Here is a 16,793-nt window from a genome sequence, read left to right on the forward strand (position 1 = left end):
GAGCTTAAAAGAAATTATTATTTAATCTTTACGTATTTAAGGTGAATATCACCAGTTGGATTTGGATCGAAGTTTTCAATACCTTTTTTAACTACTGACAAGTTAGTGTAGTAGTAAATAGGTGCAACTGGGAATTCTGTCATAATAATTGCTTCGGCTTGTTTTAAATAAACAAGACGTTTAGCTTCGTCTACCTCAGCAACTGCTTTGTCCAATAATTTTTTGTACTCAGCATTTTCCCATCCTGTTTGGTTGTTACCATTTTTAGCTGTATCGAACTGTTCAAGGAATGTATATGGATCAAGATAATCAGCTACCCAGCCCATACGACCAATTTGATAGTCACCAGTTTTTAATTTGTCAATATAAACTTGCCATTCTGAGTTATCTAACTGAGATGAAATACCAAGTTTTTTGCTCCATTCTTCTTGAATATATTGAGCGATTGCTGCATGCGCTTCAGAAGTGTTAAATGAAATGTTCACTTTAATATCTTTAGCGTCTTTAATACCAAGTTCTTTCATCCCTGCTTCAAGAGCAGCTTTTGCTCCATCCACATCATTATCTTTGAAGTAACCACGGTCTTCTGTAAAGTTAGGAACTGCTACCGGAATCATACCTGTAGCTGGTTTTTGTTCTCCTTTAGTTACGTTGTCAATTAATGTTTGACGATCGATTGCTAGAGCAAGAGCTTTACGGATATTTGCATTGTTCATAATTTTGTCTTTTGTATTGAATTTATACCAATAAATACTTGCTTGGTCTTTGATTCTTAAAGATTTATCTTTTTTGAATCCATCAATTGCATTAAGATCTACATTTTGGAATGGAGGACCGATATAGTCAAGCGAGCCAGATTTAAAGTTCGTAGCAACAGTTGGCTCCTTCTCAATCATAGCAATATTTACAGTATCAACATCAACATTTGATGCATCCCAATAATCTTCATTTTTTGTAAGAGTGATAGAAGCATCATGTTGCCAATCGCTTAATTTATAAGGACCATTTGTTACGTAATCTTTACCAGCGTCTGCGTACCATTCTTTATTAGCTTCAGTCACTTTTTGGTTAACTGGTAAATAAGTTTTAAATCCTGTTAATTCTAGGAAATACGGAGTTGGGTTTTCTAAAGTTACGACTAAAGTTTTGTCATCTTCAGCTTTGACACCAACGCCATCAGCAGAACCGCCGTTTTGGTGGTAAGCTTGAGCCCCTTTAAGTGGGTAGAAAATAGAAGCATACGCAGAAAGGTTATCTGGATTTAATGCCCATTTCCAAGCATATTCGAAGTCGCCAGCTACAACTGGATCACCATTTGACCATTTTGTATCACGTAAGTGGAAAGTATAAGTCTTTTTATCATCACTGATTTCCCATTTTTCAGCCATACCTGGAGTAGGCTTACCTTCAGCGTCTGAAACAGTTAGACCTTCAAAAACATTAATTAAGATTGCACTAGATGTAGTATCTTCTGCAAGTCCTGGGTTTAAAGATGGTGGTTCTGAAGGAATTGCTAAGTTAAGTTCTTTAGCTTTTGAGCCAGAATCCTTTTTGTCGTCTGAAGATGAAGAATTATCAGACTTTTCACCACCGAAGCCACATGCAGCTAATACTAATGATAATACTGCAAGAACCGTTAATAATAAAAACTTTTTGTTTTTAATCATGTGAATCCCCCTTATATAATTTTAAGCCTTTTGTGAAGCTCTTATTTAATATACCAAAAAATCATTGTGTACAAAATAAAAAAGATTCAAATTTATTTAGTATTATCTGACATTTGTGAAGATAATAAATTTTTTCTATTCTTCACATTAATGAATAAAAGCGCTTTCATAACAATAATTTGATATAAATTCGTAATAAATATCAAAAATAAAATAAAAATATAGAAATGACTTACTATACCGAAAATTCATATTGTTTAGATAATATTATTATTATAGTAAAAATGAGTCGAAAGTCACGGGATAGTGATATGAGTGGTTTGTGTGGGTTTGTAGAAAATTACCGCAAAATCGAGTAATTTTGATTCTTTAAGAGGTGTTTTTTGCAAATTATAATCTCGAAGGATGATTATTTTTATCTATTAATGATATATAAGAAACTTGTTTTGTATTTTTTTAAGAATACCCAGTATAAGAGAGAACAAAGAAGAATTAGAGTATATGTATGACAAAATGTGCCGCTCTTAAAGAATAAATGTACGTTAGTTAATGAAAATATGTTTTTTTGAAATAATTTACACATTACTTGTATATTCAATATTGTATAAATAAAACGTTGCACGGAATCAATATATGTGTGTAGAGTTGAGTTTTTATGCTAAATGAAAAAAATACATAATTATTATTACTTCTATGCTGTTGTTTTATGGAGAAGTCCATTTGTCTTTCTTAGGTGGAAAACTTTTACATATAGTTATTAAAAATTATGTGAGTAGAACTTAATGAGTAGAAAATTACTTAGTTTATTTACGTGGTCAATTTTACCATATTTTAATTGCTAAATGGAGGTTTTCCTAAAATAAACAGCAGGGTAATTAGAAACAATAGTAATAGGTGGACTATTTCTTAAGTAAGTAGGGGGTTACCATAGTGCAAACGATATTAGTCTCTATTAGTGTCGTTTCTTTGAACTCACGCTTTTGCTCAGAAATGTGGACTGGGACAAAAACAAGCAGAGGAAAAAGAATTCTCTGCTTGAAATGATTAAAGCTTAAATTGATTAATTTGGGTTTGTAAGTCCGAGGATTTTTCACTTAAATCTGTAGCAACGTGATTTACTTGTTGCATTGTCGCAGCTTGTTCTTCACTAGCTTCGGCAATGATCTGTGTATTGGCTGCACTAGAAGCAGCACCATGAGCAATTTCTGAAACAGAGGCTGCTACTTGCTCAGCACTTGCAGAGATTTCCTCAGAAGTAGCCGAAATGTCTTCTATTTGATTTGTCATCATATTAATCGCTTTTACGATTGCTTCAAAAGAATTGCCAGCATCCCCAATGACTTTCACACCATCTGTAACAGATTGCAGCCCATCTTCGACAGCTTTTTCTACATTTTGGGTATCTTCTTGGATTTCTTGTGTTAAGGTAATAATTTGATTGGCTGATTGCTTTGATTCTTCTGCTAGCTTACGAACTTCATCAGCTACGACAGCGAAGCCTTTGCCTTGTTCACCTGCACGTGCAGCTTCGATTGCAGCGTTTAGCGCTAATAAATTCGTTTGATCTGTAATAGCTGTAATGACCGTAGTAATATTGCCTATTTCTTCTGATTGCTTACTTAATTTTTGAACGAGATTGTTAATCGTTTGGGTAGAATCATAAATCACGTTCATTTGTTGTTGAGCCTCATCAACTGTACTAGTACCGTTATTCGCCAATTCATTTGTTGTCACTGCGCTTTGGTGGAGCTGTTGAGTAGCCTCTGCTATTCGCTGTACACCTACGGCTGTTTCATCCATAGCATGTGCACTCTCATTGGCAGCAATTGTAGCAGTAGATGCCGCATTTGCCGTCCCGTTAATTCGTACAGTAATTTCATCAGCAGAAGCTGAAATCTCTTCGATAGAGGCGGATAATTCTTCAGCAGAAGCTGATAAATGTTCCGCATTGCCTTGAATATGTGTTAATAAATCTCGTAAGCTACTTTTCATGACGTTAAATGCTGTAGATAGCTGTCCAATTTCATCTTTAGATTGATGAGAAATATCTTGATGATATAATTCACCATTCGCAATATTATTAGCAGCAAGAACGACGGATTTTAAAGGTCGTGAAATTGTACGTTGTACATAAAACATTAAGGATATTCCAAGTATTACACCAATGATGATAGCGATGATTGAGATTATTTGTGAAGTTGATACTGCTTCTTTAGATCCTTTCGTGACAATATCAAGTTGTTTTTTTTGATAACTTACAATTTTCTTTGATACTGCTAACAAATCTGTATTTGCTTGTTGGACATCGACATTAACTTTTTGTATCGCTTCTTTTAATTTTCTGGCATCATAAAGTGTTAGTGCTTCTTCAGCGGCTTTGTTAAAAGCTCCATTATATGTATTTAAATCTTTTGCATAAGTCTCCATTTCGGATGAATCAGATTTTTCCATGATCTCAATTACATATGAATCTAGCATTTTAGCATACTTTGTAAAGTTATCTTTATTAGCTGCTGAGTCTTCGATGAGTATTGCCCGAATGTAAAGACCTTGCATTGCTCGCGCAGTTTGAATATTATTAGCTAATTCTACTAGAGCTACACGATTTTCTAGTGCATTTTCAACCTTCTTATCAATATTTGAGAATTGTATAAACATAATGACCAATGAAATAATTAAGGTCAGGATGATGGTTAAAAAACCAAAGCTTAGTTTTTTGCCTACAGACATAAAGATACGTCCTTTCTGAAATGCTATTTACTTTTTTTACTTAAATTTAGCAATTTAGAAAGGAAGAAGTCAATAACGCTCGAAATAAACAGTTCGGAATAATCACAAGTTTTTTTAGCGTTACTGTAATCAAAAGATGAATAGTACAGATTACGTGGTTATCACCATAAAAAAGGAACACGATACAATTCGTATCGTATTCCAACGCTTTAAGACTGTTTTTTTAATTGTAAAATGACAGCTTCATCTGGATCGATGTATAAAGTTTTTTGTTCAAAGTAAATAACAAAACCAGGCTTAGCACCATTTGGTTTTTTTACTTGCCGTATTTCTGTGTAATCTACTGGAACAGAAGAAGAGTCTCTTGCTTTTGAAAAATAGGCAGCAAGCGTTGCAGCTTCTCGTATTGTTGTTTCGTCAGGTTCACTTGTATGGATGACAACATGTGAGCCAGGAATATCCTTCGTATGCAACCAAATATCTGTACGTTTAGCCATTTTAAATGTAAGCATGTCATTTTGTTTGTTATTTTTCCCAACAGAAATCACTACACCTGTAGAGGAGACATAACGTTCAGGCTCTGGTTTCGTTTGTTTTTTCTTTTTTCTTGCATGACGTAATTTCAAATAACCTTGTTCTGCTAATTCTTCGCGAATTTCTTCTATATCTCCAGGAGCAGCTTGTTGTACTTGCTGAGCAAGCATTTCAAAATAAGCTATTTCTTCCTTCGTTTTTTCTAACTGTTCTTGCACCATGATAAGGGCGTTCTTTGCTTTTGTATATTTTGTGTAATAGCTTTGAGCATTTTCAATAGGTGTTTTACGCTCACTTACTGGAATGGTGATTTTCTCATCGCCAGTTTCACTATAATAGTTAGTGACAGTCACTTCCTTTACACCTTTTTCAAACGCGTAAATATTCGCCATCAGTAACTCCCCATATAATTGGAACTGATCTAGCTTAGATGCGCGTTCGTAGTCTTTATTTAACTTTTTAGTTTTTAATATAAGTTTATCAATTTCATTTTGCAGCCATCGTTCCAAATCACCAGCCTGCTGTTTGACACGATCACGCTCAGCTCGAGCAAAGAATACGCGGTCAAGAAGCTCATGGACATTCGGATAAATCGTTACCTCTCCTTGTAAATGCGTTAGAGCGATTGGGGAGAAGTAAGTTTTATTATTAGCGATTACATACATTGGCTGTGCCCCACCATTAGTAAAGGAAGCTATAAAATGTTTAAAGCAATTTACACGATCATCAGTGTCAGTAAATCTGAATAATAATTCCTCGGCATGTATAGGTGAGAAACCGGTAAATTGCGAAACAATTTCCTTAGCCGTTTTTGGCTCAGAGAAAAACAGTGTAATTTGTTCGTCGGTTACTGTTAAAGGATGCCATTTATTTTGTGCGGGTGGTGCGATATAAGGTTGACCAGGTAATACTGTACGGAAGCTATTTACGGATGGTGGTAAATGTTTTAAGCTGTCGACTATTTTTCCCTGCTCTTTATCTATTAATAATAGGTTACTGTGACGGCCCATGATTTCAGCATGTAACTCCCTTACAATCGGGTCGCCAATTTCATTTTTACTTTCGATTTCTACTATTATAATACGATCAAAATCGTGCTGTTTAATAGAAGAAATAAAACCACCCTCAATATGCTTTCTCAACAGCATACAAAACATTGGGGGTTCTGCTGGATTTTCAATAGAATGCTCAGTAAGGTGAACACGTGCGTAAGAAGAATGAATCGAAAAAAGTAATTTATGATTGCTTCCGTTCGCACGAATATGTAGAACAACCTCTTGAGCGTTTGGTTGATGTATTTTAGTAATCCGACCTGTTACTAATTGTTGTAGGTCGGCTGTCATTGAATAAGTAAATAAGCCGTCAAATGCCATATGAATTCCTCTTTCCAACGATTTAGCATCCTTGGTACTTTCGTATTTTATATTTTAACAGGTGTATTGATTTCTATTACAAATTACATAGAAGATGCAGATTTCTGTTACGTGCTACTTGCTTTGTCGCTGCCGCTTCGTTTTCGCGCAGAGCAGGGCTTCCTGCGGGCGAGCGTCGAGCCGCTTCCTCTGCTAAAGGAACGAAGGCAAAATGCGTCACGTCCTGTGACAATGCCTTCGTGACAACATCATGTTGGCCTCAGGGTCTCGTCTGTCTCGCTTTCCCGCGGGGGTCAAGTAGCCCTTCACTACAATCTGCTAAAAATGGGCGTATTTAAGCAAAATATCAACACACCTAATAGTTAAATCCATTTAAATGCTCATCACCATTGTTTGTGGTTGATTTCCGTTACGGCTAGGCGCTTTGTTGCTGCCGCTTCGCTTTCGCACAGTTAAAACATTTGTTGCTGCCGCTTCGCTTTCGCACAGTTAAAACATTTGTTGCTGCCGCTTCGCTTTCGCACAGAACAAAGCTTCCTGGCGGCGGGCCAACACGATGAAGTCACAAAGGCGTTATCACAGGACGTGATGTTTTTAGCCTTCGTTTCTCTATTGTTGATCGCCCAGCATCCACTCCAATCAACTTATATGCATGCGTACATAAAATTATGCCGAGGCATAATTGATCAAATGTTAATCTCTTTCTTTTGGTGATGAGTATTTTCTTATGTTTATCATAGCATTTTTTAGGTAAATATTAAAATATAGCTTCGATTGTGGTAGAATTAGCTTTTGCTCTTTGTAATTTTTTACGTCATAAATGACAGAGCTTATGTTATAATAATCCCAGTATGCAAAGAAGGGTGTGACGAACCTTGGTGCGTAGTATGACTGGTTTTGGCAGAGGTGTCACAACAACAAGAGACTTTCAATTAACAGTAGAAATGCGCTCGGTCAACCATCGATTTTTAGAAATTAATGCAAAATTCCCGAAAGAATGGCTTGAAGCAGAAATTTTTGCAAAGAAATTAATTTCAAAAGCTTTGTCACGTGGCAAAATTGATGTGATGGTTTATGTTAAGGACTTAGATAACGTCGAGCAATCTATTGAAATTAATTGGTCATTAATTGAAGCGTATCGTAAGGCAAAAGAGCAATTAGCAAATAAAGTACCACTAGAAGAAAAATGGACGATGCATGAGCTACTATCGCTTGAACAAGCGCTTGTACAGGAAAAGCCACAGCTTACACCTGAGGATTTACTTAGTGCTGTTGAAAAGGCTATTATGCAAGCACTGGAACAGCTCATTCAAATGCGTGAGCGTGAAGGGCAAGAATTGCATGATGTTGTTGTACAATATAAAGAACAGTTAAAAGAACAAGTGAATCAGATTCGTTCTTGTGCTTCCCTAGCTGTAGAAAAATACCGTACTCGATTATTGGAACGAATTACTGAAGTGGCAAATGGAGCTTTGTTAGAAGATCGCCTACTTGCTGAAGTAGCGATATTTGCAGAACGTGTGGACATCACCGAAGAATTGGACCGATTAGATAGTCACTTTAATCAACTAGAAGAAACATTACAAGAAACGATTTCGGTTGGCCGTAAATTAGACTTTTTAATGCAGGAAATACACCGCGAAATCAATACGATTGGTTCAAAAAATCAATCAACAGAGGCGGCCATTGCGGTAGTTCAGGCGAAAACAATTTTAGAAAAGATGCGCGAGCAAGTTCAAAATATCGAATAGCTTGCATGTATCTGTTATAAATTAAGGGAGATATAGAGAATAAATGATAAAAGAACGTGGATTATTAATTGTTCTGTCTGGCCCATCTGGTGTAGGTAAAGGGACAGTGCGAAAAGAATTATTTTCTCAGCCGAATACGAATTATGAGTATTCCATCTCGATGACAACACGAAATCCTCGCGAAGGTGAAGTAGATGGTGTAGACTATTTTTTCAAGACGCGTGAAGAATTTGAAACGTTGATTGAACAGGGTGGCTTATTGGAGCATGCTGAATTTGTAGGGAATTATTACGGAACACCGTTAGCCTACGTAAATGAAACACTGGATGCAGGGCGTGATGTGTTTTTAGAAATCGAAGTGCAAGGTGCTGCACAAATCCGCCAAAAGGCACCAGATGCATTATTTATTTTCTTAGCCCCACCAAGTTTAACGGAATTAAAGGATCGTTTAGTTGGTCGAGGGACGGAAACGGAAGAGGTTATTGCAAAACGTATAGCAACTGCAAGTGAAGAGCTTGAAATGATGAGCCTTTATGATTACGTAGTTGAAAATGATGAAGTGACAAATGCTTGTGATCGTATAAATGCGATTATTAAAGCCGAGCATTGTCGTAGAGAACGTGTTGAAAAAAGATATTTGTCAATGTTGAGAGGAGAATAAATCTATGTTATACCCATCAGTAGATACATTAAAAAAAGAAATCGATTCAAAATACTCGTTAGTAAGTTTAGCATCTAAACGTGCTCGTCAAATGCAAGAGGAACAAGATACTGAGCGTTTACACAAGTATGTTTCTCATAAGTACGTAGGGAAAGCACTTGAAGAAGTAGCGGCAGGTGTACTTACGAAGGTATCACAGGATGAGTCAACTGTGTACGAAGACGAAATCTAACATTGGTGTAAATAAGCTTTTGCGAAAATGTTAACGTCTGCAGTGGATTTTTGATTATACAGAATGCCGAGAGCTCCCGAGGAATTTTCCTTTGGGAGCTTATCATTTGAAAGGACGATTGTGCATGAATAAAAATATTTTACTTTGTGTTTCAGGTGGTATAGCGGTTTATAAGGCTGTCGCTCTAGTTAGCAAGCTATCTCAGGCTGGGGCAAATGTAAAGGTCATCATGACAGCATCAGCAAGACAATTTGTGAATCCATTGAGCTTTCAAGTTATGTCCAAAAATGATGTTTTTTTCGATACTTTTGATGAAAAGGATTCAAGTGTTATTGCCCATATTGATTTGGCAGATTGGGCAGATTTAATTTTAGTTGCACCAGCTACCGCAAATGTTATTGGGAAGCTGGCGAATGGAATTGCGGATGATATGGTAACGACGACCTTGCTTGCAGCAACTGCTCCTGTATGGCTTGCACCAGCGATGAATGTACATATGTATGACCATCCAGCCGTAAAACGAAATTTGGCTCAACTACAATCTGACGGCTATCAATTTATTGAGCCTTCAGAAGGATTTTTGGCATGTGGCTATGTTGGTAAAGGCCGTTTAGAAGAACCTGAAAAAATAACAGCAATCGTGCAAGAATTTTTTTCAGAGCAGGCAAAGCCATTAGCTAGTAAAACAGTTGTGGTCACAGCTGGAGCGTTTTATGTACCATTAGATGAGCGTCATGTCATTAGCACACAGTCGAATAGTAGAATTGGACAGGCGATAGCTAAAGAGGCACAAACACTTGGAGCTAATGTAATCCTACTAGATGAGAAAGCGACAAGCGTGTATAAGCTTTTTGAACAGCTTGAGGATTATAAAAAACAATATCCATCCGCATTTTTTATCCATGCAGCAAATACACCTACAACTGAAGAGGCACCGATATTATCCGTAGAAGGAATGACCGCAATAACTTTTGGACAAAAGGTTATTGGCGAACCGATGGTAACAATCATGTCAGACGAGTGGATTGATTTTAGTGACATGGCAGAAGTAAATGGTCAAATGTGGGATGTGACAGATGCCAAGCAATTTGCCCAAGCATTTTGGACATATATATTACAGGGTGAGAAGCAATGAGTTTTTTGATTGCAGAGGTTATAGTGGATGTTTCGACTTACCATGTAGATCGTCCGTTTGACTATGAAGTTCCTGCTGAATGGGCACATGTTATAGAGATGGGCTGTCGTGTAAAAGTACCGTTTGGGCCAAGAAATGTTCTCGGCTTTGTAGTCGGATTAAAAAATGAAACAGATGTACCATCTAACAAAATAAAGTCTATTGCACAAATTTTAGATATTGAGCCTGTATTAACCGAAGAAATGTTGTTAATGGCTAAATGGCTGAAAAACGAAACGATTTGCTATGAAATTGATGCATTGCAGGTTATGCTTCCGTCAGCGCTTCGAGCGAAGTATGAAAAAATCATCACACTACAAACGGAGAAAGATGTTTTACCAGATGAGGTTAATGCTATTTTTGGCAAGCGACAACAGGTTAATTTCAAAGAATTCGAACGTGCTGAATTACTTCCTTTATTAAAGCAGCTTATAACTGATAAAATCGTGAAAATTGAAAATGTTGTGAAGCAGCAAGGAAATGTAAAAGAAGTGCGTATGGTCAAAATTTCTGATCGTCAGCAAGATATCGACAAGGCTATGGAAGGTGCAGCGAGAGCAGCCAAACAGCGCCAGTTGATTGAATGGATGGGCAAACACCTTGGAGAGGTTCTATTGCCGCAAAAAATCTATGAGGAAACAGGTGCATCTTCCACGGTATTACAGTCAGTTATCGAAAAAGGAGCCGCTCACTTTATACAAGAAGAGGTGTATCGAGATCCCTTTACGAAGGAGGTTTCTCGTACTCAATCTTTACAATTGACGGAAGAGCAGCACATAGCATTAAAGGCTATTACTGGATCGATGGAAGAACAAACTGCGAAAACTTTTTTACTACACGGCGTTACCGGGAGTGGTAAAACGGAGATCTATTTGCAAGCAATTCAAAAGGTGTTAGATGAAGGTAAGGAAGCCATTATGCTAGTACCTGAAATATCATTAACACCACAAATGACAGAGCGTTTTCGTAGTCGTTTTGGTGAGATGGTTGCTGTTATGCATAGTGGTTTATCTGTCGGTGAAAAGTATGATGAATGGCGTAAAATTCAACAAGGTAAGGTTAGCGTTGTTGTAGGAGCTCGTTCGGCAATTTTCGCACCTTTTACAAATATAGGTCTTATCATTTTAGATGAAGAGCATGAGTCAACTTACAAGCAAGAAGATTCACCACGTTATCACGCTAGAGATGTGGCGATATGGCGAAGTGAATTTTACAAATGTCCTGTTATATTAGGCAGTGCAACGCCTGCGCTGGAATCATTTGCGAGAGCAAAGAAGGGCGTGTATGGTTTGCTATCATTAAAACAACGTGCTTTGCATCAAGCATTACCGACAGTTTTTATTGCGGATATGCGAGAGGAGCTTCAAAATGGAAATCGTTCCATGTTTTCCGAGCAGCTTGTTGATGCAATACGTGTAAGACTAGAGAAAAAAGAACAGATGGTCATGTTTTTAAATCGTCGTGGCTATTCTTCTTTTGTACTTTGTCGTGATTGTGGAACGGTTGTACAATGTCCAAACTGTGACATCTCGTTAACGTATCATCGGACAACAGAGAAATTAAAATGTCATTATTGCGGCTATGACGAGCGTGTTCCTCAAACATGTCCACAATGCCAGAGTGAGCATATACGTTATTTTGGTACGGGAACGCAAAAAGTCGAGGAAGAAATTTATAAGCTGTTTCCTGAGGCGAGGGTTCTCCGAATGGATGTTGATACAACAAAACAAAAAGGTGCACATGAAGAAATTTTGCAGGCATTTGGAGAAGGACAGGCAGATATTTTACTAGGTACGCAAATGATTGCTAAAGGTCTTGATTTTCCTAATATTACGCTTGTTGGTGTACTTAGTGCTGATACATCTCTGCATCTACCTGATTACCGTGCAGCGGAGCGTACATTCCAGCTATTAACGCAGGTTAGTGGTAGAGCGGGACGTCATGATAAGCATGGTGAGGTTATTATTCAATCGTATACACCAGAGCATTATGCAATTGAATTGGCAAAAATTCAAGATTACGAACCATTTTACGAACGTGAAATGTTTTTACGCCGTCGCTCTAGCTATCCACCGTATTATTATGTAGCACTTGTTCAAGTATCACATGAAGATGTTATGATGGCTGCAGAGTATGCTGGACGTGCAGCAGATTGGCTAAAGGGAAATTTATCAGACCGAGTTGCCATTATAGGTCCAACAACTGCTAGCATCAGCCGTCTCCAAAATAGATATCGCTATCAATGTTTGATAAAATATAAAATTGAACCAAATCTCATTCCAGTATTACAGCGGCTTCTTGCCATGTATCGCGCGGAATGGATTAAACAGGGTATTTTAATGACGGTAGATTTAGATCCGTCAACTATATAAATTGATTCATCTCCTAAAATAGAGCATAGCTTTTTGTTGAAAAGTATGTCATGGGGATAAGTTGATTGGAGTGGAGGCTGGACGAATCCTCGGGGATCAGCGATATAGAGGAACGAAGGCTAAAAGCATCACGTCCTGTGATAACGCCTTCGTGACCAACATTCTGATGGCCCGAGACCCTGCAGCGAAGCGAAGCTGCTCATCGGACGCCCCCAGGAAGCTTTGCTCTGTGCGAAAGCGTAGTGCTAACGTAGCGGTATCAACAAAGCGCCCAGCCGTAACGGAAATCAACTTTACGTTTTGATGTAGCGTTACAATTAGACAAGGTATAAGTCTTAAATATAGAAATGAGGAATATAACATGGCAATTAAAAAAGTTGTAGAACATCCAGCAAAGGTATTATCAACACCATGCGCGGAAGTAACAGAAATTAATGAAGAAATTATTACATTACTAGATGATTTATATGACACAATGGTTGAATACGATGGCGTTGGTATTGCAGCACCTCAAATAAATGTAGGATTACGAGTTGCAATTGTCGAGCTTGGTGAAGAACGAGATGTTTTAGAAATGATTAATCCAACTGTTATTGAAACGGATGGAGCTGAAGTAGATATTGAAGGATGCTTAAGCTTCCCGGGATTATACGGTGAGGTTGAACGTCCTGATTATGTGAAAATTGAAGCATGTGACCGTGAGGGGCGTGTATATGAGCTAGAGGCGGGAGGCTTTGATGCACGAGCAATTTTACATGAAATCGACCATTTAGATGGCGTGCTATTTAATTCGAAAATCAAACGAATTTTAACTGAAGAAGAGCTTGAAGCAATGTACGCTGAAGAGGAGGAATAATATGACTTCAATAATTTTTATGGGGACACCTGATTTCTCCGCGCCAATTTTGCGTATGCTACATCATGAAGGTTATGATATTAAAGCTGTAGTTACACAACCAGATCGTCCAGTTGGGCGTAAGCGTGTGTTAACACCACCACCTGTTAAAGCAGCAGCGATAGAGTTAGGATTACCTGTTATTCAGCCTGAAAAGCTACGTGGTTCTGAGGAATTACAGCAAATTATTGATTTACAGCCTGACCTAGTCGTAACAGCTGCTTTTGGACAAATTTTGCCGAAAGAATTGCTAGATGCACCACCACTTGGTTGTATTAATGTCCATGCCTCACTTTTACCGAAGTATCGTGGTGGGGCACCTATTCACCAAGCGGTTATTGATGGTGAAAAAGAAACAGGTGTAACGATTATGTATATGGCGCAAAAGCTAGATGCTGGTGATATCATTTCCCAAAAGGCTATCCCAATTGAAAAGGATGATTATACGGGTAGACTATTTGATAAGCTGAGTGCTGTGGGCAGCGATTTATTAAAAGAGACACTTCCTTCTATTATAAATGGAACAAATAATCGTTCCGTGCAGGATGAAGCACAAGTAACTTTTGCAAGCAATATTTCACGTGAACAAGAACGTATCGATTGGACAAAGGATGCTACTACTTTATACAATCAAGTGCGTGGTCTTCACCCTTGGCCAGTTGCCTATACAACATTTGAAGATGGCAACTTTAAAATTTGGTGGGCACAGGTTGGTAACTCAAAGCATGCTACTGTTCCTGGGACAGTCGTTGCGATTTCAAAGGATCATTTTGAAGTTGCTTCAGGAAATGGTACAACACTTGCCCTGTATGATGTACAACCAGCTGGTAAGAAACGTATGACAGCAGAGGATTATTTACGTGGTACAGGTTCTAAATTACAGATTGGGGACCAATTTAAATGAGTAAAAAAAGTGTAGTAATTTGGGATGGAAATGTGCGTGACGCCGCACTTTCTATTCTGTTAGCAGTAGATAAAAATCAAGCCTATAGTAATTTGCTTTTAAATGAAACGATTAAGCGACATAAAATTGAAGCGAAAGATCGTGCTCTTTTAACAGAAATTACGTATGGCACTCTCCAATATAAAATGACACTTGATTACTATTTAGAGCCCTTTATTCGTGGTTCAGTAGATCATTGGGTGCGCTGGCTTTTACGTTTATCTTTATATCAAATGCATTATTTAACACGTATACCACCTCATGCTGCAGTGAATGAGGCTGTAGAAATTGCTAAGCGTCGAGGTCACAAAGGGATAGCTTCGATGGTCAATGGTATTTTACGATCTATTTTACGTCAAGGTGTAGCTTCTACTGATGACATTAAAGATCCGATTGAGCGCCTTGCTATTGAAACGAGTCATCCGGAGTGGTTAGTGCAACGCTTTGTCGATAACTATGGTGTTGAAGTAGCGGCTCAAATGTTACATGAAAATAATATACCTCCAGTGCAAACTGTCCGTGTAAATACGACGAAAGCAAGTGTCGATCAAGCGATTGCCAGTATAGAAGCGGAAGGTTTAACAGCGAAAAAAAGCGATCTAATGCCTGAATGCTTACATGTAACAAATGGTCAGCCAGCTAGAACAAAGGCTTTCCAAGAAGGGCTTATTACTATTCAGGATGAAAGCTCCATGATTCCGGCAAATGTGTTAAATCCATCTCCTGGCATGCGCGTTTTAGATATGTGTGCAGCACCAGGTGGAAAAACTACACATATAGCTGAGATTATGAAGAATGAAGGTTCGATTTTAGCGACTGACCTTCACCCTCATAAATTGGATTTAATCGACCATAATACAGATCGTCTAGGGATTGATATAGTAGAGACAGCTCCGATTGACGGACGTAAGGCACCGGATTTTCTACAACTAGAATCATACGACGCTATTTTAGTCGATGCCCCTTGTAGTGGTTTAGGTGTTATGCGCCGCAAACCAGATATTAAATATACAAAACGTGAAGAAGATTTAGAAAACCTTCAAAAAATACAATTGGCGCTATTAGATGCTGCAACAAAAGTATTGAAAATAGATGGCAAGCTTGTGTACAGTACATGTACAGTAGATAAAAGAGAGAATGAAGGTACTGTAGAGGCCTTCTTATCAACGCATCCAGAAATGGAAGCTATACAACTAGAATCTTTACCAACAAAATTAGCGGAAAAGCAAGCAAATGGCATGCTTCAAGTCTTTCCACAAGACTTTGGCAGTGACGGTTTCTTCGTTGCCGCCTTTCGTAAAAAAGGAGAATCCAACTAATGGTGGATCAAGAGAAATTTAATGAGCGTATAAACGACTTAGTTGACGAAGCGGAAGACAAGCCTGTTCGACGCGCAAAAAAAGAAAAACCAAATTTAAAGGAATCGGTATACTCATTACAGCCAAAACAACTAGAAGAATGGCTAAAGGAAAATGGTGAAAAACCGTTCCGTGCAGCACAAATTTTTGATTGGCTTTATAATAAACGCGTTAAAACGTTTGATGAGATGTCTAACCTTGCGAAGGGATTACGTGAAAAGCTTGAAGCAAGTTTTTCATTAACGACATTATCAACAATTATTAAACAGGAATCTAAAGATGGTACGATCAAGTTTTTATTCCAATTACAAGACGGCTATTCTATTGAAACTGTATTAATGCGTCATGAATATGGCAACTCTGTTTGTGTGACGACACAAGTAGGTTGCCGAATTGGCTGTACGTTTTGTGCCTCAACTTTAGGTGGTTTAAAGCGACACTTATTAGCAGGGGAAATCGTGGAGCAAGTTGTAAAAGTACAGCAGACTTTAGATGAAGTAGGCGAACGTGTATCACATATCGTCATTATGGGTATTGGAGAACCTTTCGATAATTATGATGCGATGATGAACTTCTTAAAAGTCATCAACCATGAAAAAGGGTTAAATATTGGTGCTCGTCACATCACTGTATCAACATCAGGAATAGTTCCAAAAATTTATCAATTTGCTGATGAACAGCTACAAATCAACTTTGCAGTTTCCTTACATGCACCAAACCAAGAGGATCGTCAAAAACTTATGCCAATTGCACGTGCTTATAAGTTAGATGAATTAATGGAAGCCGTTCAATACTATACTAAAAAAACGGGCAGACGTGTTACTTTTGAGTATGGTTTAATGTCTGGTGAAAATGATTCAGTTGAAATTGCAGAAGAATTATCTGCTTTAATAAAAGGAATTAAATGCCACGTGAACTTAATTCCTGTAAACTATGTACCAGAACGTGATTATGTTCGTACATCTCGAAGTCAAATTTTTGCCTTTGAAAAAACATTAAAGAAGAATGGTATTAACGTAACGATCCGCCGAGAGCAAGGTGCTGATATTGCAGCAGCGTGTGGTCAATTACGTGCGCAAGAGAGATCTGAAGAGACGAGGTGA

At 37.9% G+C, this 16,793-nt stretch carries 12 protein-coding genes; 9 read left to right on the forward strand and 3 right to left on the reverse strand.

The features are described 5' to 3' along the window. Positions 1-17: 17 nt before the first annotated feature. The 3 genes from AC3WSO_RS05860 to AC3WSO_RS05870 all read right to left on the reverse strand — a co-directional run bounded on the left by AC3WSO_RS05860 (position 18) and on the right by AC3WSO_RS05870 (position 6,304). Positions 18-1,667, reverse strand: coding sequence for a peptide ABC transporter substrate-binding protein (locus tag AC3WSO_RS05860; RefSeq protein ID WP_492529502.1), 1,650 nt, complete (start codon positions 1,665-1,667; stop codon positions 18-20). Positions 1,668-2,711: 1,044 nt separating this feature from the next. Further along, entirely contained in the window at positions 2,712-4,397 is a 1,686-nt protein-coding gene (locus tag AC3WSO_RS05865) for a methyl-accepting chemotaxis protein (RefSeq protein ID WP_492529504.1), read from the reverse strand. A 209-nt stretch (positions 4,398-4,606) separates the two neighbouring features. Then, complete coding sequence (locus AC3WSO_RS05870) at positions 4,607-6,304, reverse strand: Rqc2 family fibronectin-binding protein (protein ID WP_492534258.1); 1,698 nt, start codon at positions 6,302-6,304, stop codon at positions 4,607-4,609. 875 nt (positions 6,305-7,179) lie between these two features. On the opposite strand from AC3WSO_RS05870, the gene AC3WSO_RS05875 reads away from it, so the two are divergent. The 9 genes from AC3WSO_RS05875 (at position 7,180) to rlmN (ending at position 16,793) form a co-directional block, all read left to right on the forward strand. After that, a complete protein-coding gene (locus AC3WSO_RS05875) occupies positions 7,180-8,055 on the forward strand; it encodes a YicC/YloC family endoribonuclease (protein WP_492529506.1) in 876 nt (291 codons plus the stop codon). Between the two features lie 43 nt (positions 8,056-8,098). Beyond that, positions 8,099-8,716, forward strand: coding sequence for a guanylate kinase (gmk, locus tag AC3WSO_RS05880; RefSeq protein WP_492529508.1), 618 nt, complete (start codon positions 8,099-8,101; stop codon positions 8,714-8,716). 4 nt (positions 8,717-8,720) lie between these two features. Then, positions 8,721-8,948 (forward strand): DNA-directed RNA polymerase subunit omega, encoded by a 228-nt coding sequence (rpoZ, locus tag AC3WSO_RS05885; protein WP_053483349.1) that lies wholly within the window; start codon positions 8,721-8,723, stop codon positions 8,946-8,948. 124 nt (positions 8,949-9,072) lie between these two features. Further along, positions 9,073-10,083, forward strand: coding sequence for a bifunctional phosphopantothenoylcysteine decarboxylase/phosphopantothenate--cysteine ligase CoaBC (coaBC, locus tag AC3WSO_RS05890; protein ID WP_492529510.1), 1,011 nt, complete (start codon positions 9,073-9,075; stop codon positions 10,081-10,083). Continuing rightward, positions 10,080-12,494 (forward strand): primosomal protein N', encoded by a 2,415-nt coding sequence (priA, locus tag AC3WSO_RS05895; RefSeq protein WP_492529512.1) that lies wholly within the window; start codon positions 10,080-10,082, stop codon positions 12,492-12,494. The genes coaBC and priA overlap by 4 nt, the downstream gene beginning before the upstream one ends. Positions 12,495-12,855: 361 nt before the next feature. Then, positions 12,856-13,350 (forward strand): peptide deformylase, encoded by a 495-nt coding sequence (def, locus tag AC3WSO_RS05900; protein ID WP_492529514.1) that lies wholly within the window; start codon positions 12,856-12,858, stop codon positions 13,348-13,350. A gap of 1 nt (position 13,351) precedes the next feature. Then, entirely contained in the window at positions 13,352-14,293 is a 942-nt protein-coding gene (gene fmt, locus AC3WSO_RS05905) for a methionyl-tRNA formyltransferase (protein WP_492529516.1), read from the forward strand. Next, a complete protein-coding gene (rsmB, locus tag AC3WSO_RS05910) occupies positions 14,290-15,651 on the forward strand; it encodes a 16S rRNA (cytosine(967)-C(5))-methyltransferase RsmB (RefSeq protein ID WP_492529518.1) in 1,362 nt (453 codons plus the stop codon). Before fmt ends, rsmB begins: the two co-directional genes overlap by 4 nt. Beyond that, the gene (gene rlmN, locus AC3WSO_RS05915) at positions 15,651-16,793 is read left to right on the forward strand and encodes a dual-specificity RNA methyltransferase RlmN (RefSeq protein WP_492529520.1); all 1,143 of its coding nucleotides are present in this window, start codon (positions 15,651-15,653) and stop codon (positions 16,791-16,793) included. The genes rsmB and rlmN overlap by 1 nt, the downstream gene beginning before the upstream one ends.

Source organism: Lysinibacillus sp. EB106-09-02-XG168 (assembly GCF_058791475.1).